This is a genomic window from Pseudomonas sp. XWY-1 (assembly GCF_002953115.1).
Classification (GTDB): domain Bacteria; phylum Pseudomonadota; class Gammaproteobacteria; order Pseudomonadales; family Pseudomonadaceae; genus Aquipseudomonas; species Aquipseudomonas alloputida.
Map to the genome: position 1 here is coordinate 5,623,982 of NZ_CP026332.1, position 18,984 is coordinate 5,642,965.

An 18,984-nucleotide genomic window follows, 5' to 3' on the forward strand; every position below is an offset into this window, starting at 1 on the left:
GCTGCTTTGCGGCCGCTTCGCAGCAAAAGGCTTCTACGGTGCTGTGCGGGCAGGGCTGAAGAAAAACGCCGACACAAGGTGTCGGCGTTGGCACATATCAGGCGTTGCTAGCGAAATCAGAACGCCGGCAGCACCGCACCTTGGTACTTCTTGGCAATGAATTCCTTCACTTCAGGGCTGGTCAGGGCCTTGGCCAGTTTCTGGATGGCCTCACTGTCCTTGTTGTCCGGACGGGCGACCAGGAAGTTCACGTAAGGCGAGTCGGCACCTTCGATCACCAGTGCATCTTTAGCCGGGTTCAGGCCAGCTTCCAGAGCGTAGTTGGTGTTGATCATGTCCAGGTCGACCTGGTCCAGCACACGGGGCAGCATGGCAGACTCAAGCTCGCGGAACTTCAGCTTCTTCGGGTTCTCGGCGATATCCTTGGGGGTGGCAAGGGCATTCTTCGGGTCTTTCAGGGTAATCAGGCCGGCCTTCTGCAGCAGCAGCAGCGCACGGCCGCTGTTGCTGCCCTCGTTAGGGATGGCAACGGTTGCGCCTTCTTTCAGCTCGCTCAGGGCCTTGACCTTCTTCGAGTAGCCACCGAAGGGCTCTACGTGTACACCCACCACGGTTTCCAGGTGGGTGCCCTTGCCTTCGTTGAAGTTCTGCAGGTACGGCAGGGTCTGGAAGTAGTTGGCGTCCAGACGCTTCTGGTCCACCTGCACGTTCGGCTGCACGTAATCGGTGAAGACCTTGATCTGAAGGTCCACGCCTTCTTTTGCCAGGGTCGGCTTGATCAATTCGAGGATTTCGGCGTGCGGTACCGGGGTAGCGGCAACCACCAGTTTCTCGGCAGCAGCGGCCAGGCCGGAGAACGACAGGGCAGCAGCCAGGGCAGTGGTCAGCAGGGTCTTCTTCATGGTGGTCCTTGTTCTGAATCTGGGCCATCGACGATGGCGAATCGGGTGCCCAACCGGTTCACCAGTGGGCGTGAGGCGGACGATACCCAAATTTTTTATTCCGCAACAATATCTTTTACTTAGTTGCTTATTCCAAAAAACAGAATGGCATCAGCCTCTTTACCCAAGAGCGATATCTAACGCGCGGGGTCAGGCAGGTCGAGGTCTTCGGGCAGGATCTCTTCGCCGTCATTGACCAGCAAGGCAAAGTGGATGACGTTCTCCAGTTCGCGGGTATTGCCGGGCCAGAAATGCGCCTCCAGCACCCGCTGCGCCGCCTCGCTCACCAAGGGCACAGGCCGCTGCAGGCGCACGCTGTAGATGCCCGCGAAGTACTCGGCCAGCGGCAGGATATCGCCCGGCCGCTCGCGCAGCGGCGGCAGTTCCAGCGCGCCCTCGCGCAAATACTGGTACAGGCGCTCGTTGAAGCGCCCTGCACGCACCACACAGGCCAGGTCGATGCTGGTGGCGGCTACCAGACGCACATCCACCGGCTGTGGCTGCTGCGCGCCCACCCGAGTGACCTCGCGGTTTTCCAGGGCCGCCAGCAGCTTGCCCTGGATGGCCAACGGCAAGTCGGCAATCTCGTCCAGGTACAAGGTGCCGCCGCTGGCCGTACCGAACCAGCCGGCGCGGCTGCTGGCCGTACCGCCATGGCTGCCGGCGCTATAGCCAAACAGCTCGGCATCGGCGTAGGTGGGGCTGATGGCCGCGCAGTTGACGGACACGAACAACCCTCCACGGTCGCTGGTACGGTGGATCTGCCGGGCCAGCAGCTCCTTGCCGGTGCCGGTTTCGCCACGGATCAGCACCGGCAAAGGTTGTGGCGCCAGGCGCTCAAGGTCCTCGCGCAGCTGCTGCGAGCGCGGGTCGATGAACACCAGCGCCTTGGCACGAATGCTCAGCGGGCTCTTGTCCAGCTCGGGGAAGGTCAACAGCGGCTGGCCGAACGGGTTTTGAAACGTCATGACGAACTCCCGCCCCAGGCCCGTAATGGCCAGGCGTCAGGCAAAGGGTGAACAGTAAGGCCGATCAGGCGCGGCGCAGTGCGCGCTGCTCGATCCGGCTCTGCAAGCGATACAGGTAGGCGAAGCCTTGTTCCCAGCGCTCATGACCGGACTTGACGTTGATGTGCCCGGCATTGCTCAGCAAACCCGCTTCGGCGCCCCATGCCTGGGCCAGGTACAGCGCCCGTGGCACGTTCACGGCTGGGTCGTTGTCCGAGCTGACAACCTGGCTAGGGAATGGCAGCACCTCGGTAGGGATCGGCGCAAAGTTGCGCAGCACGGGTGCGCACGTGGGCCGTTCGACATCTGCCGGCGCCACCAGCAGTGCACCACGCACCTGCCGCAGCAAGGCCGGGCTGGCCTGCGCTGCCCAATGGGCGACAGTGATGCAACCAAGGCTGTGGGCAATCAGGATCACCGGCGAGCGCTCGGCGGCAATCGCCTGCTCCAGCGCGTGCACCCAGTCCTGCCGCTGCGGGGTGAGCCAGTCTTGCTGTTCAACCCGTGCACTGTTGGGCAGGGTGCGCTGCCAGTGACTCTGCCAATGGTTGTCTGGCGATCCTTGCCAACCCGGCACAATCAGGTAGCGAATCGACTCATTGCGCATGGGGACGCCTCCAGTAAGTTTGCGTGCTTGGAGACAAGTATAGGGAGGGCGAAATATTCGTAAAGGAATAAGAAGATATTTATTAATACCCATATTGCATAACAAGCAGGCTACAGCCACTCGCTTGAGAAAGGCTGTAAAGCTGCCCTGTCACGCGTTCAGGCAAGAAAAACCCGGGACCATGCCCGGGCTCTCTTTGCCTTGTGCGACTTAGATATCCGCCACCTTCTGCCACACCTTCGGCCGGAAGAACAACGTCTCTCCCCGCGCCAACCCGGTCAGGCTGTCATGGTCTTTCACCACTTCGGCCTCGATCAGCTCACTCTGCCCTTCCACCTTCAAGGTCACCCGCGTGGTTGCGCCCAACGGCCGAATGTCGCGCACCTCGGCCGCATGGTGCCCTTCGGTCTCGTGCCGCGACAGCGACACCTCGTGCGGGCGAAACAGCACGTGATGCCCTTCGCTCAAGGCCAGGCGGTTGGAGTCACCGAGGAAGTGGTAGACGAAATCGTTGGCCGGCTGATCGTACACCTCACCTGGCGAGCCGATCTGCTCGATCACGCCTTTGTTCATCACCACGATGCGGTCGGCTACTTCCATGGCTTCTTCCTGGTCGTGGGTAACGAACACCGACGTCAGGTTGATATCCTCGTGCAGCCGCGCCAGCCAGCGACGCAGCTCCTTGCGCACCTTGGCATCCAGCGCACCGAATGGCTCGTCCAGCAGCAGCACCTTCGGCTCCACCGCCAGGGCGCGGGCCAGGGCGATACGCTGACGCTGGCCACCGGAAAGCTGCTCGGGGTAGCGGTCGGACAGCCAGTCCAGTTGCACCATGTTCAGCAGCTCATGCACCTTCTCGGCAATCTTGCTCTCGCTCGGGCGCTCGCCTTTGGGCTTCATGCGCAGGCCGAAGGCAACGTTGTCGAACACGCTCATGTGGCGGAACAGCGCGTAGTGCTGGAACACGAACCCGACGTTACGGTCACGCACATCATGGCCGGAAACGTCCTCGCCATGGAACACGATGTTGCCCTGGTCCGGGGTTTCCAGGCCGGCAATGATGCGCAGCAGGGTGGTCTTGCCGCAGCCGGACGGGCCGAGCAAAGCCACCAGCTCGCCGCTGTTGATGTCCAGGTTGATAGCGTTCAGGGCCTGGAAGCTGTTGAAGCGCTTGCTGACGTTACGAACTTCGATCGACATGAATCATTCCTCCACGGCGCTGTGGCGCAGGCGGTTAATACGGTTCTCGCTCCACTGCTTGAGCAGCAGGATGAAGAGCGCCAGGATCAGCAACAGGCTGGCCACGCTGAAGGCCGCGACGTGGTTGTACTCGTTGTAGAGGATCTCCACATGCAGCGGCAAGGTGTTGGTCACGCCACGGATGTGGCCCGACACCACCGACACCGCGCCAAACTCGCCCATGGCCCGCGCGGTACACAGCACCACGCCGTAAATCAGGCCCCATTTGATGTTCGGCAGGGTCACGTGCCAGAACATCTGCCAGCCGTTGGCACCGAGCAGCCGTGCAGCCTCCTCCTCTTGCGTGCCTTGCTCCTGCATCAGCGGGATCAGCTCACGGGCCACGAACGGCACGGTAACGAAAATGGTCGCCAGGACAATGCCCGGCAGGGCGAACACGATCTGGATATCGTGGTCCTGCAGCCACGGCCCGAGCAGGCCTTGCGCGCCGAACATCAGCACGTAGACCAGGCCGGCGATCACGGGCGACACCGAGAACGGCAGGTCGATCAGGGTGACCAGGATACTCTTGCCACGGAAGGTGTACTTGCTCACGCACCAGGCAGCGCTTACGCCAAATACCAGGTTCAGCGGCACCGAGATAACCACGGCGAGCAGGGTCAGCTTCAGCGCCGACAACGCATCGGGTTCGAATATCGCCTCGAAGAAGGTGCCAAAACCGTTCTTCAGCGCCTGCGATACCACGATCACCAGCGGCAACAGCAGGAACAGGGCGAACACCAGCCAGCCAAGGCCGATCAGGATACGCCGTGACGTGGCGCTGCCACGGCGGGCGGCGTTGGCTGCGGCACTTGCACTCAGGGATGAACTGGACATGCCGGCCTCCTTCAAGGGGTTTCGATGCGACGCTGCAGCAGGTTGATCAGCAGCAGCAGGATGAAGGAAACCACCAGCATCAACACGCCGATGGCGGTCGCGCCGGTGTAGTCGTACTGGTCGAGCTTGACCATGATCAGCAGCGGCAGGATCTCGGTCTTCATCGGCATGTTGCCGGCAATGAAGATCACCGAACCATACTCACCCACGCCACGGGCGAAGGCCAGGGCAAAGCCGGTGAGCCATGCCGGCAACAGGGCCGGCGCCAGGATGTGGCGGAACACCTGCAGTGGCTTGGCCCCCAGGCAGGCCGCGGCCTCTTCCACTTCACGCGGGATGTCGGCCAGCACCGGCTGCACCGTGCGCACCACGAACGGCAAGGTCACGAAGGTCAGTGCCAGGGTGATGCCCAGCGGGGTGTAGGCGATCTTGAAGCCCAGGTCGGTGGCGAACTGGCCGACCCAGCCCTGCGGCGCGTACAGGGCAGTCAGGGCGATACCGGCAACCGCGGTGGGCAAGGCGAACGGCAGGTCGATCATCGCATCGATGATCTTGCGCCCGGGGAAGGTGTAACGCACCAGCACCCAGGCCAGCAGGGTACCGATCACACCGTTGATGATGGCGGCGAACAGGGCGGTGCCGAAGCTCAGCTTGAGCGCAGCGATCACCCGCGGCGCACTGATGATGGTCCAGAACTGCTCGAAGGTCAGCTGCGAGGCATGGATGAACATGGCCGCCAGCGGTATCAGCACGATCAGGCTGAGGTACACCAAGGTGTAGCCCAGCGTCAGCCCGAAGCCGGGTATGACGGGGGAGATACGACGCGACATAAATATCCCTGGTTGAACGCACTAAGCCCGGAAACGCTCCCGGGCCGGTGCAAGCTTTTGAATCCTGGGGCTGCTTGGCAGCCCATTCGCGACACAAGGCCGCTCCACAGGAGATCATGGTTCCTTGTGGAAGCGACCTTGTGCCGCGAATGGGCCGCAACGCGGCCCCGCTTTCCTTTGGCCCTTACTGTGCCTGATAGATCTGGTCGAACACACCGCCATCATTGAAGAATTTCGGTTGTGCAGTCTTCCATCCACCAAAGTCCTTGTCGATGGTCACCAGGTCCAGTTTCGGGAACTGCTTGCCGAACTCCGCAGCGACTTTCTCGTCACGCGGGCGGTAGAAGTTCTCGGCGGCAATCTTCTGCCCGGCCGGGCTGTACAGGTGCTTGAGGTATTCGGTGGCAATCTCGGTATTGCCCTTCTTCTCGGCGTTCTTGTCGACCACGGCCACTGGCGGCTCGGCCAGGATCGACAGCGACGGCACGACGATCTCGAACTTGTCGGCACCCCCGTCTTCCTTCAGGGCCAGGAAGGCTTCGTTTTCCCACGCCAGCAACACGTCACCCTGGCCATTGTTGACGAAGGTGATGGTCGAACCGCGGGCGCCGGTATCCAGCACCGGTACATGCTTGAACAGCTCCTGCACATAGGCCTTGGCCTTCTCTTCGCTACCGCCGGCCTTCAGGCCGTACGCCCACGCTGCGAGGAAGTTCCAGCGTGCACCGCCGGAGGTTTTCGGGTTCGGGGTGATGACCGACACGTCCTTCTTGATCAGGTCGCCCCAGTCCTTGATGCCTTTCGGGTTGCCCTTGCGCACCAGGAATACGATGGTCGAGGTGTACGGGGTGCTGGCGTCAGGCAGGCGGGTCTGCCAGTTCTCGGGCAGGGTCTTGCCAAGCTTGGCCACTTCGTCGATGTCACCGGCCAGGGCCAGGGTCACCACGTCGGCGCGCAGGCCGTCGATCACCGCACGGGCCTGCTTGCCCGACCCCCCATGGGATTGCTGGATTTTCACCTTGTCACCCGGGTGGGCCTGTTGCCAGTGTTTGATGAACTCGGCGTTGTACTGCTGGTACAGCTCACGGGTCGGGTCGTAGGACACGTTGAGCAGTTCGTAGTCCTTGGCGATGGCGGAACCGGCAAAAACAGCACTGGCCAGGGCGGCGAGCGCATAACGGCGGATGGACATGGTGAAGCTCCCGATTGGCATTTTTTCTAGTTTTGGATGTTGTGGCGCCGATCAGCCGGGCTTGTTGCCGGGCTGTTGCAGGCGGAACTTCTCCTTGCGCTCGATCTGTACGACCTGAGCGTTGTGCACGGTGATCTCCACCGCACCGAAACGCAGGTCGCGCAGGGCGCTCTGGATTTCACGCAAGATGGTGGCTTCGTCCTGACCGTCGATGCTACGCAGAGATGCACTCATGCTCGTTCTCCTTGGAGTGAGGGCGCCGGGCAGAGGTTTGAAGGGGGGGTGCGCCTGGCTTGAGGGCAATAGTAGTGAGGCGGAGTTATTCTTAAAAATACTGTTTAAGAATTTTTATATAACCATTCAAAAGCACACATGCCCTTGTAGGAGCGGGTTTACCCGCGAATGCGGTGGTCGATGCACCATCGCATTCGCGGGTAAACCCGCTCCTACAGGGGGCCATAGGGGCCTTCAGGAGTGTTTCTGCGGCTCGCGGATCTTGTACCAGGCCACATACAGCGCCGGCAGGAACAGCAGCGTCAGCAAGGTCGCCACGATGATCCCGCCAATCATGGCGTAGGCCATGGGGCCCCAGAACACCTCGCGTGCAATTGGGATCATGCCCAGGCTCGCCGCCGCCGCGGTCAGCAGGATCGGCCGGCGCCGGTGGTTGGTGGCCTCCACCACCGCATCCCACGGCGACAAGCCCTGGGCTTCGAACTCGTCTATCTGGGTCACCAGAATCACCGAGTTACGAATGATGATACCCGCCAGCGCGAGGATGCCGAGGATCGCCACAAAGCCCATCGGCGTACCCGTAGGCACCAGCGCCAGCACCACCCCGATCAGCCCCAGCGGCGCCACGCTGACCACCAGAAACAGCTTCTGCACGCTGTGCAGCTGGATCATCAGGAAGGTCGCCATCAGGAACAGCATCAGCGGGATAACCTTGCGGATCGGCCCTTGCGCCTTGGCACTCTCCTCCACCGTACCGCCGGTAGCCACTTCGAAGCCTACCGGCAACTTGCTGGCGAATTCGTCGATCTTCGGCTTCAGCTGGGCCACCAGGTCCGTGGGCTGGATCTCGCCATTGACTGAGGCCTTGATGGTGATGGTCGGCTTGCGGTCGCGGCGCCACACCAGCGGCTGTTCCAGTTCGTAGCGCACGGTGGCGAACGACAGCAGCGGGATTGACGTGCCGTTAGGGGTAAGAATTTGCAGGTTCTGCAGGGTATCAGGCGAGCCACGCTCGCTGTCTTCGGCGCGGGCGACCACATCGACCAGGTAGATATTGTCGTTGACCTGGGTGATCTGCACGCCACTTACGATGCTGTTCATCACATTGGCAACATCTTCGGACGACAGCCCCAGCTGGCGTGCCTTGTCCTGGGCAATTTCCACGCGCAGCACCTTACCCGGCTCGTTCCAGTCGTAGATCATCTCGCCGATGTGCTCGTTCTGGTCGAGCAAGGTGGCCAGCTCGATGGCGTGTTTGCGCACCTGGTCGATGTCGGCACCGCTGACCCGGTACTGAATCGGCCGGCCCACCGGCGGGCCCATCTCCAGCGATTGCACGTTGGTGCCGACGCCGACGAACTCTTCGTGCAGGATCTTCTGCAGGCGGTCCATCATGGCCTCACGCTCTTCAAAGCCCTTGCTGACAATCACCAGCTGCGCGTAGTAAGGGTTCTGCAACTGCTGATCGAGAGGCAGGTAGAAGCGGATCGCGCCCTGGCCGATGTAGGTACTCCAGTGCACCAGGTCCGGGTCGTCCTTGATCCGCGCCTCGAAACGGTCGACCACCTTGCGCGTCTCCTCGATCGAAGCGTTCTGCGGCAGGTTGAGGTCGACGAGAATTTCCGGGCGGTCCGAGGACGGGAAGAACTGGTTCTGCACAAAACGCATGCAGAAGATCGCCAGGGCGAACAGCACCACGGTGCCGATGATGGTCAACCAGCGGTTGCGCATGCACCACAGCAACCCACCTTCAAATGCCCGCCCGACCCGACCAGGCTCAGCCTCGTGAGCCTTGAGCTTGTCGCCTTTGAGAATATGCACGCCAAGCACCGGCGCGAAGAATACAGCCACCACCCACGACACGATCAGGGCCACGGCAATCACCGCGAACAGGGTGAAGGTGTATTCACCCGCAGAGCTGGCGTTGAGGCCGATAGGCACGAACCCGGCCACGGTCACCAAGGTGCCGGTAAGCATGGGGAAGGCTGTGGAGGTGTAGGCGAACGTCGCCGCCTGCTCCTTGCTTTCCCCCATTTCCAGCCGCGTGACCATCACCTCCACGGTAATCATCGCATCGTCCACCAGCAGGCCTAGTGCAATGATCAGCGCACCCAGCGAAATCCGCTGCATGGTGATGCCGCTGTACTCCATGAACACGAACACCATGGCCAGCACCAGAGGGATCGAGCAGGCCACCACCAGCCCGGCGCGCACGCCAAGACTGACAAAGCTCACGGCCAGCACGATCACCACCGCCTCGAACAGCGCGCTGGTGAAACCGCCGACCGCCTGCTTGACCACCACGGCCTGGTCAGAAACGGTGTGTACACCGACACCCACCGGCAGGTCCTGGACCACCTGGTCCATGCGCTTTTTCAACGCCGCACCGAACACCTGGATGTTGCCGCCGGCCTTCATGCCGATGGCGAGGCCAATGGCTGTCTGGCCGTTGTAACGGAACATTGGCGAAGGCGGGTCGACGTAGCCGCGCTCGATGTCGGCGATATCAGCCAGGCGGAAGAAGCGGTCGTTGATCCTCAAGTTGACGGTTTGCAGGTCTTTTTCCGAGGCAAACTGCCCGGACGTACGCACCGAGATACGCTCCGGGCCGGCCTCGATCATGCCGGCCGGCGTTACCGCGTTCTGCGCTTGAAGTGCCTGCATCACCTGGCGCTGGTCAATGCCCAGGGCTGCCAGCTTGCGGGTGGAGAAGTTCAGGTACAGCACTTCGTCCTGGGTGCCGACCAGCTCGATCTTGCCGATGTTGGGTACATCGCGGACCTCGGCCCGTGCCTGTTCCACGTAGTCCCGCAGTTGGCGCAGGGTCAGGCCGTCAGCGGTGAAGGCATAGATCGAGCCGAATACATCACCGAATTCGTCGTTGAAGCCCGGCCCCTGGATACCGGCGGGAAATTCGCCACGAATATCCTGGATTTTCTTGCGCACCTGGTACCAGATATCCGGAATGTCCTTGGCCTTGGTGGTATCGCGAAGGTACACGTAGACCGTGGATTCGCCGGGGCGGGTGTAGCTTTTGGTGTAGTCGAGCGAGTCGAGTTCTTCGAGCTTCTTCTCGATGCGGTCGGTAACCTGGTACAGGGTTTCGTCCTGGGTCGCACCGGGCCACCGGGTCTGGATGACCATGGTCTTGATGGTGAACGACGGGTCTTCCTCGCGGCCCAGGTTGAAGTAGGAAAAAATCCCCATCAACAGGCTAACGAACATCAGGTACCAGACGAACGATTGATGCTTGAGTGCCCAGTCGGACAGGTTGAAGCTTCCTTTCATTGCGCATCCTCGTCGAAGGTGACCTTCTGGCCAGGCTTGAGGCTGTTGACGCCGGCGGTGACCACACGCTCACCGGGCTGCACACCGGCGCTCAGCACGATGCTGTCAGCGGTGCGGTCGATCAGCGCCACGTCACGGGTGGCCACGGTCTTGTTCTGCGTATCGATCACCCACACCTGGGTCTTGCCATCGCGCTCGAGCAAGGCACTCAAGGGCAGTTCGCTGCGCGGGGACACTTCCGAGCTAAGGGTCACACTGATGGCGGTGCCGAGGTGAAAGGCCGCCGGTGTGCTGGCCAGGGTCAGGCGAGCGCGGCGGGTACGGGTGGTGGCATCGGCCTGGGGCTCCAGTTCACGCAGGCTGGCCGTGGTGTTGATGGTCGGGTCCAGTTGCGAGGCAACGGTGAAGGTCAGGCCTTTGCTCAACTGCTCGGCCAGGCCGATCGGCAGGTCGATTACCGCCTCCTTCACGTCCGGCCGGGCCAGGGTCACCACGGCTTGCCCGGCGGTAACGGTTTGCCCGGCTTCGGCCTGCCACGCGGTAATCACGGCAGCGTGGTCTGCACGCAGGGTGCTGTAGTCGAGCTGGTCACGGGCCTGGCTGACGGCGGAGCGCGCCTGCTCCAACGCCGCACTGGTGGTTTTCAGGTTGGTCTGGGCGATATCCAGCTGTGCCTGGGCGCCTACCCCACGGTCATACAACTGCTGCTGGCGACGGGCATCGGCCTGGGCGTTGATCCACTGTGCCTGCACCTTGGCCAGATCGCCTTCGGCGGCGCGCAACTGGTTCTGCTGGTCGGTCGGGTCCAAGGTGGCCAAGGTGTCGCCCGGCTTCACCTGGGCGCCCACGTCCAGCCACCGCCGGGCAATGCGCCCGGAAACCCGGAAGCCCAAGGTGCTTTCGAAGCGCGCCTGGATACTGCCGGCGAAGCGGCCCAGCTGCGACTGCACCTGAGGTTCGACCTTGACCGACAGCACGGGCCGGATCGCCTCGGGTGCCTCTTCTTCGCTACTGCAACCGACCAGCAGCACAGCAGCCGAGAGCATCAGCAACAGACGCTTCATAGCTCACCCCCTGGGCCCTTGGCATCGACCTTCTGTACCTGCATGCCGGGGTGCAGCAACTGGCCACCGTTGACCACTACGGTCTCGCCGCCTTTCAGGCCGCTGGCGACCACGATCTTGCCGGTGAGGTAACGGCGGATTTCGACCTTGCGCAGTTCCACCTTGTCGCCCTCGCCCACCACCCACACGGCAGGCTCATGCAAGGCCTTGGTCAGTGCCGACCATGGCAGCTCGATGCTGGGCCGGCCCTGGGCGTTGGTGGTGGCAGTAACCGGTGCCCCCAATTGCATCCCGGGCGGCACGTCCTTGAGCCCCACCTTGACCTGCACGGTGCCGCTTTGCGCCGACACGGTGGGGGTTATTTCGCGCACGAAGCCACGGGCCTGGACCTTGGGATCGTCCAGCAGGCTCACGACTACCCCGGCATCGCTGGGCGGCGCCACCAGCAGCGACTCGTAGACGTTGAACACCGCATCGCGGTCGCCATCAACGGCCAGGCTGAAGATCGGCATGGTCGCCTGCACCACCTGGCCAACCTCGGCCTGACGCTCGGTGATCACCCCGGCGGCCTCGGAGACCAGTGCGGTGTAGCTGAGTTGCTCGTTGGCATTGGCCAGTTGCGCCTGGGCGGCCTTGAGTGCGCTCTGATTGCTGCGCAGCGCGGCCTCGGCAGCATCGTACTCGCTCTGGCTGGTGTAGCCCTTGGGCAGCAGTTTTTGCTGGCGCACGAAGGCCGCACTGGTCTGGGTGACCCGCGCCTGCGCGGCGAATACCTCGGCCTTGGCCGAGTCGACATTGTTCTGCAGGTCTTTCGGGTCAAGCCGGGCGAGCACCTGGTTGGCCTTGACGTGATCGCCCACGTCGACGCTACGCGAAATGATCTTGCCGCCGACGCGGAATGACAAATCGGTCTGCACCCGCGCCTGCACGTCGCCGGTCAAAGTGACCCTGGCAGCGAAATCGGTGGGTTGTACCTGCTGCACACCCACCCGAGGCAGTGTCTCGGGGACCTCTTCCTTGCTACAGCCGGTGAGCATGTACAACAGCCCCAGGCAGACGACCGACAGCGGACGCATCAACGCCATGCTGGCTCCTTGCTTGTGCACAAATGATTTGTGGGATGCGACTGTGAGCGTAGTTCAGGGTTCGATAAACATCACTGGCGGGGGCCATGCTGGCATTTTTGGTGCCTGCGGGGGCCTCTTCGCGGGCACGCCCGCTCTCACAGAGAGAGCGCACTATCTGAGACTTGCGCGGTACCTGTGGGAGCGGGCGTGCCCGCGAAGAGGCCTCCACAGCCATGTATCAGTATCTGCCATATCCAGAAACCATCAGGCATCGGCCATCCCCGCTCCAACCGCTACCTTTCACGGGGAGGCTCACATTCAAGGAAGATCAAAATGCCGTTAGCCGAATCCCACCGATTGCGCCGTGGGCGCTTCTCCGAGCCCGGCCGGCTCTACATGCTGACCACCATCACGCATCAACGCAAACCACTGTTCCGCGACTTCCACCATGCCCGTTTGGTGGTCAAACACCTTCGGGTCTCAGATGACATTCAGGACTGCCGATCGTTGGCCTGGGTAGTGATGCCGGACCATCTGCATTGGCTGATTGAGCTGAAAGAAGTGACATTGGGAACGTTGATGCGCAAGTTCAAATCACGCACAGCGATTGCCTTGCGCAAGGCCGGTGTCGGGCACAAGCCGATATGGCAACCGGGTTACCAGGACCATGCGCTGCGGCGGGAAGAGTGTGTGGTTCATGTAGCCCGGTACATTGTTGCCAATCCCTTGAGGGCTGGATTGGTCAGAAGTATCAGGGACTATCCACATTGGGATGCGGTATGGCTTTGAATCGGTGCTGGAGCCTTCGCGGGCATGCCCGCTCCCACAGGGCTCCCCACAACCCTGAAGGCTGTGATACCCCTGCCCCACAGGGCTCAGCACAACCCTGAAGGCTGTGACACCCCTGCCCCACAGGGCTCAGCACAACCCTGAAGGCTGTGATACCCCTGCCCCACAGGGCTCAGCACAACCCTGAAGGCTGTGATACCCCTACCCCACAGGGCTCAGCACAACCCTGAAGGCTGTGATACCCCTGCCCCACAGGGCTCAGCACAACCCTGAAGGCTGTGATACCCCTGCCTCACAGGGCTCAGCACAACCCTGAAGGCTGTGATACCCCTGCCCCACAGGGCTCAGCACAACCCTGAAGGCTGTGATACCCCTACCCCACAGGGCTCAGCACAACCCTGAAGGCTGTGATACCCCTGCCCCACAGGGCTCACCACAACCCTGAAAGCTATGACACCCCTACCCCACACGGCTCACCACAATCCTGAAAGCTATGACACCCCTACCCCACAGGGCTCACCACAACCCTGAAGATCGTGATGCCCCTGCCCCACAGGGCTCAGCACAACCCTGAAGGCTGTGAGGTCCCTGTGGGAGCGGGCGTGCCCGCGAAAGGGCCCGGTCAGGCCGACGCAGCCACCTGCGACGGGCGCTTGACCTGCGGCTGCGAAGCGTTGGCTGCAGCACCCTCTTCGATCGCCTGCTGAATCGCCTTGCGACGACGCTCTTCGGCCTGGCGGCTGAAGTACCAGACGAAGAAGGTCACCAGCGATACCGACAGCAAGATCAGGCTGGCCACGGCGTTGATCTCAGGCTTCACGCCCAGACGAACCGCCGAGAACACTTCCATCGGCAAGGTGGTCGAGCCAGGCCCGGAGACGAAGCTGGCCAATACCAGGTCGTCCAGCGACAGGGCGAACGACATCATGCCGCCCGCCGCCAGCGATGGCGCGATCATCGGGATGGTGATCAGGAAGAACACCTTCCACGGCTTGGCACCCAGGTCCATCGCCGCTTCCTCGATCGACAGGTCCAGCTCACGCAGGCGAGCCGACACCACCACCGCCACATACGCCGCACAGAACGTTGTATGGGCGATCCAGATAGTGACGATACCCCGCTCCTGCGGCCAGCCGATCATCTGCGCCATGGCCACGAACAGCAGCAACAGCGACAGACCGGTGATTACTTCGGGCATCACCAGCGGCGCTGTGACCAGGCCACCGAACAGCGTGCGGCCCTTGAAGCGGGTGACGCGGGTCAGCACGAAGGCCGCCAGGGTACCCAGCGCCACCGCTGCCACCGCCGTGTAGCAAGCGATTTCCAGCGAGCGCATCACCGACCCCATCAGCTGGGAGTTGTCGAGCAGGCCGACGTACCATTTGATCGACCAGCCGCCCCACACCGTCACCAGCTTGGAGGCGTTGAACGAGTAGATCACCAGGATCAGCATCGGCAGGTAGATGAACAGCAAGCCGAGCACCAGCATCAGCTTGGAGAAACTGAAGCGTTTCATGCGCGGCCCTCCATCTCTTTGGCCTGGCTACGGTTGAACAGCAGGATCGGCACGATCAGGATCGCCAGCATCACCACCGCCAGGGCGGATGCCTCCGGCCAAGTTGAATAATCAAAGAATCCACTGAGGGTACCCGCGAAAGCGGGTGGCGCAGGTCGAAGCAGCCGCCTGGCAGATAAAACAATGCCAAGGCATGCGATACGCGGCAGGCTCAGCTCGCTTGATGACCTGACATTTCTACCAGTAGCCGGGCACTCCCCGCCACAGCACACTGTGTTCAAGCTGATGTTTTCACCTGTGCGAGCAATAACCAGACAGCTCTCTGCGCAATGTCGAATCCCAGGAGGTCCCGTGGCCGCTGCAAAAAAAACACTGCGCTTTTATCAGAACAGCCGTATTGCTACCGAAGTCAAAGACGCTCTGACACATTCGGTCTTCCGGCATGCGGGTGGTCTTTTAGCGCAACGCGCCTCAGTTGCTGACGAAGGTCACTTACTCATGGGCGTTAGCAATACTGACACCGTCATGACCGAGTTAGGGCATGCCGCGCTGAAGGCGTATCCCTACAGCCCTTATGGCCACTGCCCCGCCCGTAGCGAATCGAATACCCTCTTGGCATTCAACGGCGAGCCGCTGGACTCAGCAACAGGCTGCTATGCGCTCGGGAATGGGTATCGTATGTATAATCCCACCCTCGAGAGGTTCTGCAGCCCAGATAATCTTAGCCCATTCGGGAAAGGTGGGTTGAACGCTTATATGTATTGTGCGGGTGACCCGGTAAATCGCGTTGATCCCACAGGGCACTTAAGTTTCGGCATCATTGGGGTGGGGCTTCGATATACTGCATTCGCCACCGGGCTTGTGGGAACCGGGCTGGCGATCGCTGGAATGATTAAAAATTCCAAAAAACTAGAACTGGCTGGAGGATTACTTTCCTTAGTAACCGTACTGGTTATAGGTGCTGGGCAACTTGCTATGCTAAGAATGCGCACCATTAACGCTGCTCGGTCGGCGCCTCTCCCTGGCGATTTACCACCTTCTTATGAGCGAGCGCTAGATTTCTCAAGGCCTAGTGTCTCTACAGAGACCCCACCACCAACTTACAGTAAAGCCACAGGAAACTCAGCAGCTAATCACGCAGCAGCCGCTCAAGCCCTTAACTCTAATGCAGGTACGTCCAGCGTGCCTGTTAACAATAACGGCAGGACAAGCGCATTTGCCACCCAGATCAGCATGGGCAATGTACGCCAATAATTATGATATGCCGACTGAGCTAAGAGTTTCTGGTGAGTACCAGCCAGGCAATTTCGGAGCCTGTACGAGCCTGTTCGCGGCACTGGCTCGCCGCGAACAGGCTCTATATCAGGCTGAAGCCGTGAGCTGGCTCGGGCGCTTGACCTGCGGCTGCGAAGCGTTGGCTGCAGCACCCTCTTCGATCGCCTGCTGAATCGCCTTGCGACGACGCTCTTCGGCCTGGCGGCTGAAGTACCAGACGAAGAAGGTCACCAGCGATACCGACAGCAAGATCAGGCTGGCCACGGCGTTGATCTCAGGCTTCACGCCCAGACGAACCGCCGAGAACACTTCCATCGGCAAGGTGGTCGAGCCAGGCCCGGAGACGAAGCTTGCCAAGACCAGGTCGTCCAGCGACAAGGCAAACGACATCATGCCGCCCGCCGCCAGCGATGGCGCGATCATCGGGATGGTGATCAGGAAGAACACCTTCCACGGCTTGGCACCCAGGTCCATCGCCGCTTCCTCGATCGACAGGTCCAGCTCACGCAGGCGAGCCGACACCACCACCGCCACATACGCCGCACAGAACGTTGTATGGGCGATCCAGATGGTGACGACACCACGCTCCTGCGGCCAGCCGATCATCTGCGCCATGGCCACGAACAGCAGCAACAGCGACAGACCGGTGATCACTTCGGGCATTACCAGCGGCGCAGTGACCAGGCCACCGAACAGCGTGCGGCCCTTGAAGCGGGTGACGCGGGTCAGCACGAAGGCCGCCAGGGTACCCAGCGCCACCGCTGCCACCGCCGTGTAGCAAGCGATTTCCAGCGAGCGCATCACCGAACCCATCAGCTGGGAGTTGTCGAGCAGGCCGACGTACCATTTGATCGACCAGCCGCCCCACACCGTCACCAGCTTGGAGGCGTTGAACGAGTAGATCACAAGGATCAGCATCGGCAAGTAGATGAACAGCAAGCCGAGCACCAGCATCAGCTTGGAGAAACTGAAGCGTTTCATGCGCGGCCCTCCATCTCTTTGGCCTGGCTACGGTTGAACAGCAGGATCGGCACGATCAGGATCGCCAGCATCACCACCGCCAGGGCGGATGCCACCGGCCAGTCACGGTTGTTGAAGAACTCCTGCCACAGCACTTTACCGATCATCAGGGTTTCCGGGCCGCCGAGCAGTTCCGGGATCACGAACTCGCCCACCACCGGGATGAACACCAGCATGCAGCCGGCGATGATGCCGTTTTTCGACAACGGTACCGTGATCTTCCAGAAGCTGTTGAAGGTGCTCGAACCCAGGTCGGAGGCAGCTTCGAGCAGGCTCGGATCATGCTTCACCAGGTTGGCGAACAGCGGCAGGATCATGAATGGCAGGTACGAATAGACAACGCCGATGTATACCGCCAGGTTGGTGTTGAGGATCTGCAACGGCTGGTCGATCAACCCGGTCCACAGGAGGAAACCGTTGAGCAGGCCGTTGTTGCTGAGAATACCCATCCAGGCATAGACGCGGATCAGGATCGCGGTCCAGGTTGGCATCATGATCAGCAACAGCAGGACCGTCTGGGTCTCCTTCTTGGCGTTGGCAATGGCGTAGGCCATCGGGAAGCCGATCAGCAGGCACAGCAGGGTGCTGAAGAACGCCATCTTCAACGAACCCAGATAGGCCGAGAGGTACAGCTCATCCTCGGTCAACAGCCCGTAGTTGGCCAGGTTGAGGACCAGCTGGATCTTGTCTTCGACGTAGGTGTAGATCTCGGTATACGGCGGAATTGCCACGTCAGCTTCGGCAAAACTGATCTTCAGGACGATGAAGAACGGCAGCATGAAGAACAGGAACAGCCAGATGAACGGCACGCCGATCACCAAGTGCCGCCCCTCCGGGACCAGACGCTGGAAGGCTCGCTTGAGCTTGCGCAGTTTCATGACCGCAGTACCACGCCGCTGTCGTCTTCCCACCATACGTACACTTCATCGCCCCAGGTAGGACGGGTACCTTGGCGCTCGGCGTTGGCAACGAACGACTGGACGACCTTGCCGCTCGGCAGCTCCACATAGAACACCGAGTGGCCGCCCAGGTAGGCGATGTCGTGGATCTTGCCGCGCGACCAGTTGTGCTCGCAGGTTGGCTGCTGGGTGGTGACCAGCATCTTTTCCGGACGCAGGGCGTAGGTGATGTGCTTGTCTTCCACCGAGGTGGTGATGCCGTGGCCCACGTAGATCTTGCGCTCCAGCTCCGGGCTGGCAATGATCGCGTAGCCTTCGGCGTCGTCGACCACGTCACCTTCGAACAGGTTGACGTTACCGATGAACTCGCACACCAGGCGGCTGGTAGGTGTCTCGTAGATGTCCACTGGCGAACCGATCTGGGCGATCCAGCCCAGGTGCATGATGGCGATGCGCTGGGCCATGGTCATGGCCTCTTCCTGGTCGTGGGTCACCATCACGCAGGTTACCCCCACGCGCTCGATGATCTCGACCAGCTCCAGCTGCATCTGCGAACGCAGTTTCTTGTCCAGTGCCCCCATCGGCTCGTCGAGCAGCAGCAGTTTGGGCCGCTTGGCCAACGAGCGGGCCAACGCCACACGCTGACGCTGGCCGCCCGACAACTGGTGCGGCTTGCGCTTGGCGTACTGGGTCATGTGCACCAGCTTGAGCATCTCGGCCACGCGGGCATCGATCTCGGCCTTGGGCAGCTTGTCCTGCTGCAGGCCGAAGGCGATGTTCTGCGCCACGGTCATGTGCGGGAACAGCGCGTAGGACTGGAACATCATATTGATCGGCCGCTCGTAGGGCGGCATGTCGGTAATGTCGACGCCATCGAGGAAGATCCGACCTTCGGATGGGCGCTCGAAGCCGGCCAGCATGCGCAGCAAGGTAGACTTGCCGGAACCGGAGCCACCCAGCAAGGCGAATATCTCACCCTTGCGAATTTCCAGGGACACATCGTCCACGGCTACCGTTTCGTCGAACTTTTTCGTGACCCGGTCGATCTTGACCAGCACCTGCTTGGGTTGCTGGTCACCCTCGAGGGCTTTTTTATAGGCACCGGAGGCAACTGCCATGAGTGAAACTCCCAACAAGATTTTTGTGCCCGCACGGCCAGACCTGCAGAGGCCGCCGCGG

At 61.4% G+C, this 18,984-nt stretch carries 17 protein-coding genes and 1 pseudogene; 2 read left to right on the forward strand and 16 right to left on the reverse strand.

What is annotated here, in order from left to right:
* Nucleotides 1-116 precede the first annotated feature (116 nt).
* The 11 genes from PRJ_RS26250 to PRJ_RS26310 all read right to left on the reverse strand — a co-directional run bounded on the left by PRJ_RS26250 (nucleotide 117) and on the right by PRJ_RS26310 (nucleotide 12,324).
* Nucleotides 117-902, reverse strand: a complete 786-nt coding sequence (locus PRJ_RS26250; protein WP_019439108.1) for a MetQ/NlpA family ABC transporter substrate-binding protein — start codon at nucleotides 900-902, stop codon at nucleotides 117-119.
* Nucleotides 903-1,078: 176 nt separating this feature from the next.
* On the reverse strand, nucleotides 1,079-1,909 hold the full coding sequence (locus PRJ_RS26255) for a sigma 54-interacting transcriptional regulator (RefSeq protein WP_104962755.1): 831 nt from the start codon (nucleotides 1,907-1,909) through the stop codon (nucleotides 1,079-1,081).
* A gap of 64 nt (nucleotides 1,910-1,973) precedes the next feature.
* Complete coding sequence (locus tag PRJ_RS26260; protein WP_010955697.1) at nucleotides 1,974-2,555, reverse strand: alpha/beta hydrolase; 582 nt, start codon at nucleotides 2,553-2,555, stop codon at nucleotides 1,974-1,976.
* 210 nt (nucleotides 2,556-2,765) lie between these two features.
* Nucleotides 2,766-3,755, reverse strand: coding sequence for a sulfate/molybdate ABC transporter ATP-binding protein (locus PRJ_RS26265; protein WP_003248965.1), 990 nt, complete (start codon nucleotides 3,753-3,755; stop codon nucleotides 2,766-2,768).
* 3 nt (nucleotides 3,756-3,758) lie between these two features.
* Nucleotides 3,759-4,631, reverse strand: a complete 873-nt coding sequence (gene cysW / locus PRJ_RS26270) for a sulfate ABC transporter permease subunit CysW (RefSeq protein WP_104962756.1) — start codon at nucleotides 4,629-4,631, stop codon at nucleotides 3,759-3,761.
* An 11-nt stretch (nucleotides 4,632-4,642) separates the two neighbouring features.
* Entirely contained in the window at nucleotides 4,643-5,461 is an 819-nt protein-coding gene (cysT, locus tag PRJ_RS26275) for a sulfate ABC transporter permease subunit CysT (RefSeq protein ID WP_003248961.1), read from the reverse strand.
* A gap of 184 nt (nucleotides 5,462-5,645) precedes the next feature.
* Nucleotides 5,646-6,653, reverse strand: coding sequence for a sulfate ABC transporter substrate-binding protein (locus tag PRJ_RS26285; RefSeq protein ID WP_104962757.1), 1,008 nt, complete (start codon nucleotides 6,651-6,653; stop codon nucleotides 5,646-5,648).
* A 51-nt stretch (nucleotides 6,654-6,704) separates the two neighbouring features.
* Entirely contained in the window at nucleotides 6,705-6,887 is a 183-nt protein-coding gene (oscA, locus tag PRJ_RS26290) for a sulfur starvation response protein OscA (protein ID WP_003248957.1), read from the reverse strand.
* Nucleotides 6,888-7,121: 234 nt separating this feature from the next.
* The gene (locus PRJ_RS26300; protein ID WP_104962759.1) at nucleotides 7,122-10,175 is read right to left on the reverse strand and encodes an efflux RND transporter permease subunit; all 3,054 of its coding nucleotides are present in this window, start codon (nucleotides 10,173-10,175) and stop codon (nucleotides 7,122-7,124) included.
* Complete coding sequence (locus tag PRJ_RS26305) at nucleotides 10,172-11,239, reverse strand: efflux RND transporter periplasmic adaptor subunit (RefSeq protein WP_020192410.1); 1,068 nt, start codon at nucleotides 11,237-11,239, stop codon at nucleotides 10,172-10,174. The genes PRJ_RS26300 and PRJ_RS26305 overlap by 4 nt, the downstream gene beginning before the upstream one ends.
* Entirely contained in the window at nucleotides 11,236-12,324 is a 1,089-nt protein-coding gene (locus PRJ_RS26310) for an efflux RND transporter periplasmic adaptor subunit (RefSeq protein WP_104962760.1), read from the reverse strand. The genes PRJ_RS26305 and PRJ_RS26310 overlap by 4 nt, the downstream gene beginning before the upstream one ends.
* 315 nt (nucleotides 12,325-12,639) lie before the next feature.
* Here PRJ_RS26310 and PRJ_RS26315 point away from each other — a divergent pair, with 315 nt between their 5' ends.
* Nucleotides 12,640-13,095, forward strand: a complete 456-nt coding sequence (locus PRJ_RS26315; protein WP_064491253.1) for a transposase — start codon at nucleotides 12,640-12,642, stop codon at nucleotides 13,093-13,095.
* Between the two features lie 622 nt (nucleotides 13,096-13,717).
* Here the strand turns inward: PRJ_RS26315 and PRJ_RS26320 are convergent.
* Both PRJ_RS26320 and PRJ_RS26325 read right to left on the reverse strand, forming a co-directional pair.
* Entirely contained in the window at nucleotides 13,718-14,611 is an 894-nt protein-coding gene (locus PRJ_RS26320) for an ABC transporter permease subunit (protein WP_014592779.1), read from the reverse strand.
* Nucleotides 14,608-14,712 (reverse strand): annotated as a pseudogene (locus tag PRJ_RS26325) (putrescine ABC transporter permease PotH); the annotation flags it as partial. The gene PRJ_RS26320 and the pseudogene PRJ_RS26325, both read right to left, overlap by 4 nt.
* A gap of 250 nt (nucleotides 14,713-14,962) precedes the next feature.
* On the opposite strand from PRJ_RS26325, the gene PRJ_RS26330 reads away from it, so the two are divergent.
* On the forward strand, nucleotides 14,963-15,865 hold the full coding sequence (locus PRJ_RS26330; protein WP_104962761.1) for an RHS repeat-associated core domain-containing protein: 903 nt from the start codon (nucleotides 14,963-14,965) through the stop codon (nucleotides 15,863-15,865).
* Nucleotides 15,866-15,973: 108 nt separating this feature from the next.
* Here PRJ_RS26330 and PRJ_RS26335 read toward each other — a convergent pair whose 3' ends face one another.
* The 3 genes from PRJ_RS26335 to potA are packed head-to-tail and all read right to left on the reverse strand — an operon-like array spanning nucleotide 15,974 to nucleotide 18,923.
* Nucleotides 15,974-16,867, reverse strand: coding sequence for an ABC transporter permease subunit (locus tag PRJ_RS26335; RefSeq protein WP_104962762.1), 894 nt, complete (start codon nucleotides 16,865-16,867; stop codon nucleotides 15,974-15,976).
* Nucleotides 16,864-17,784, reverse strand: coding sequence for an ABC transporter permease subunit (locus tag PRJ_RS26340; protein WP_003253736.1), 921 nt, complete (start codon nucleotides 17,782-17,784; stop codon nucleotides 16,864-16,866). Before PRJ_RS26340 ends, PRJ_RS26335 begins: the two co-directional genes overlap by 4 nt.
* The gene (potA, locus tag PRJ_RS26345) at nucleotides 17,781-18,923 is read right to left on the reverse strand and encodes a polyamine ABC transporter ATP-binding protein (RefSeq protein WP_104962763.1); all 1,143 of its coding nucleotides are present in this window, start codon (nucleotides 18,921-18,923) and stop codon (nucleotides 17,781-17,783) included. Before potA ends, PRJ_RS26340 begins: the two co-directional genes overlap by 4 nt.
* Nucleotides 18,924-18,984: the final 61 nt, after the last annotated feature.

Coding starts and splice junctions, on each gene's coding strand:
- PRJ_RS26340 (WP_003253736.1), bottom strand. CDS start 17,784: ATGAAACTGCGCAAGCTCAAGCGAGCCTTCCAGCGTCTGGTCCCGGAG.
- PRJ_RS26315 (WP_064491253.1), top strand. CDS start 12,640: ATGCCGTTAGCCGAATCCCACCGATTGCGCCGTGGGCGCTTCTCCGAG.
- PRJ_RS26320 (WP_014592779.1), bottom strand. CDS start 14,611: ATGAAACGCTTCAGTTTCTCCAAGCTGATGCTGGTGCTCGGCTTGCTG.
- PRJ_RS26310 (WP_104962760.1), bottom strand. CDS start 12,324: ATGGCGTTGATGCGTCCGCTGTCGGTCGTCTGCCTGGGGCTGTTGTAC.
- potA (WP_104962763.1), bottom strand. CDS start 18,923: ATGGCAGTTGCCTCCGGTGCCTATAAAAAAGCCCTCGAGGGTGACCAG.
- PRJ_RS26260 (WP_010955697.1), bottom strand. CDS start 2,555: ATGCGCAATGAGTCGATTCGCTACCTGATTGTGCCGGGTTGGCAAGGA.
- PRJ_RS26300 (WP_104962759.1), bottom strand. CDS start 10,175: ATGAAAGGAAGCTTCAACCTGTCCGACTGGGCACTCAAGCATCAATCG.
- PRJ_RS26265 (WP_003248965.1), bottom strand. CDS start 3,755: ATGTCGATCGAAGTTCGTAACGTCAGCAAGCGCTTCAACAGCTTCCAG.
- PRJ_RS26255 (WP_104962755.1), bottom strand. CDS start 1,909: ATGACGTTTCAAAACCCGTTCGGCCAGCCGCTGTTGACCTTCCCCGAG.
- PRJ_RS26250 (WP_019439108.1), bottom strand. CDS start 902: ATGAAGAAGACCCTGCTGACCACTGCCCTGGCTGCTGCCCTGTCGTTC.
- cysW (WP_104962756.1), bottom strand. CDS start 4,631: ATGTCCAGTTCATCCCTGAGTGCAAGTGCCGCAGCCAACGCCGCCCGC.
- oscA (WP_003248957.1), bottom strand. CDS start 6,887: ATGAGTGCATCTCTGCGTAGCATCGACGGTCAGGACGAAGCCACCATC.
- PRJ_RS26285 (WP_104962757.1), bottom strand. CDS start 6,653: ATGTCCATCCGCCGTTATGCGCTCGCCGCCCTGGCCAGTGCTGTTTTT.
- PRJ_RS26335 (WP_104962762.1), bottom strand. CDS start 16,867: ATGAAACGCTTCAGTTTCTCCAAGCTGATGCTGGTGCTCGGCTTGCTG.
- cysT (WP_003248961.1), bottom strand. CDS start 5,461: ATGTCGCGTCGTATCTCCCCCGTCATACCCGGCTTCGGGCTGACGCTG.
- PRJ_RS26305 (WP_020192410.1), bottom strand. CDS start 11,239: ATGAAGCGTCTGTTGCTGATGCTCTCGGCTGCTGTGCTGCTGGTCGGT.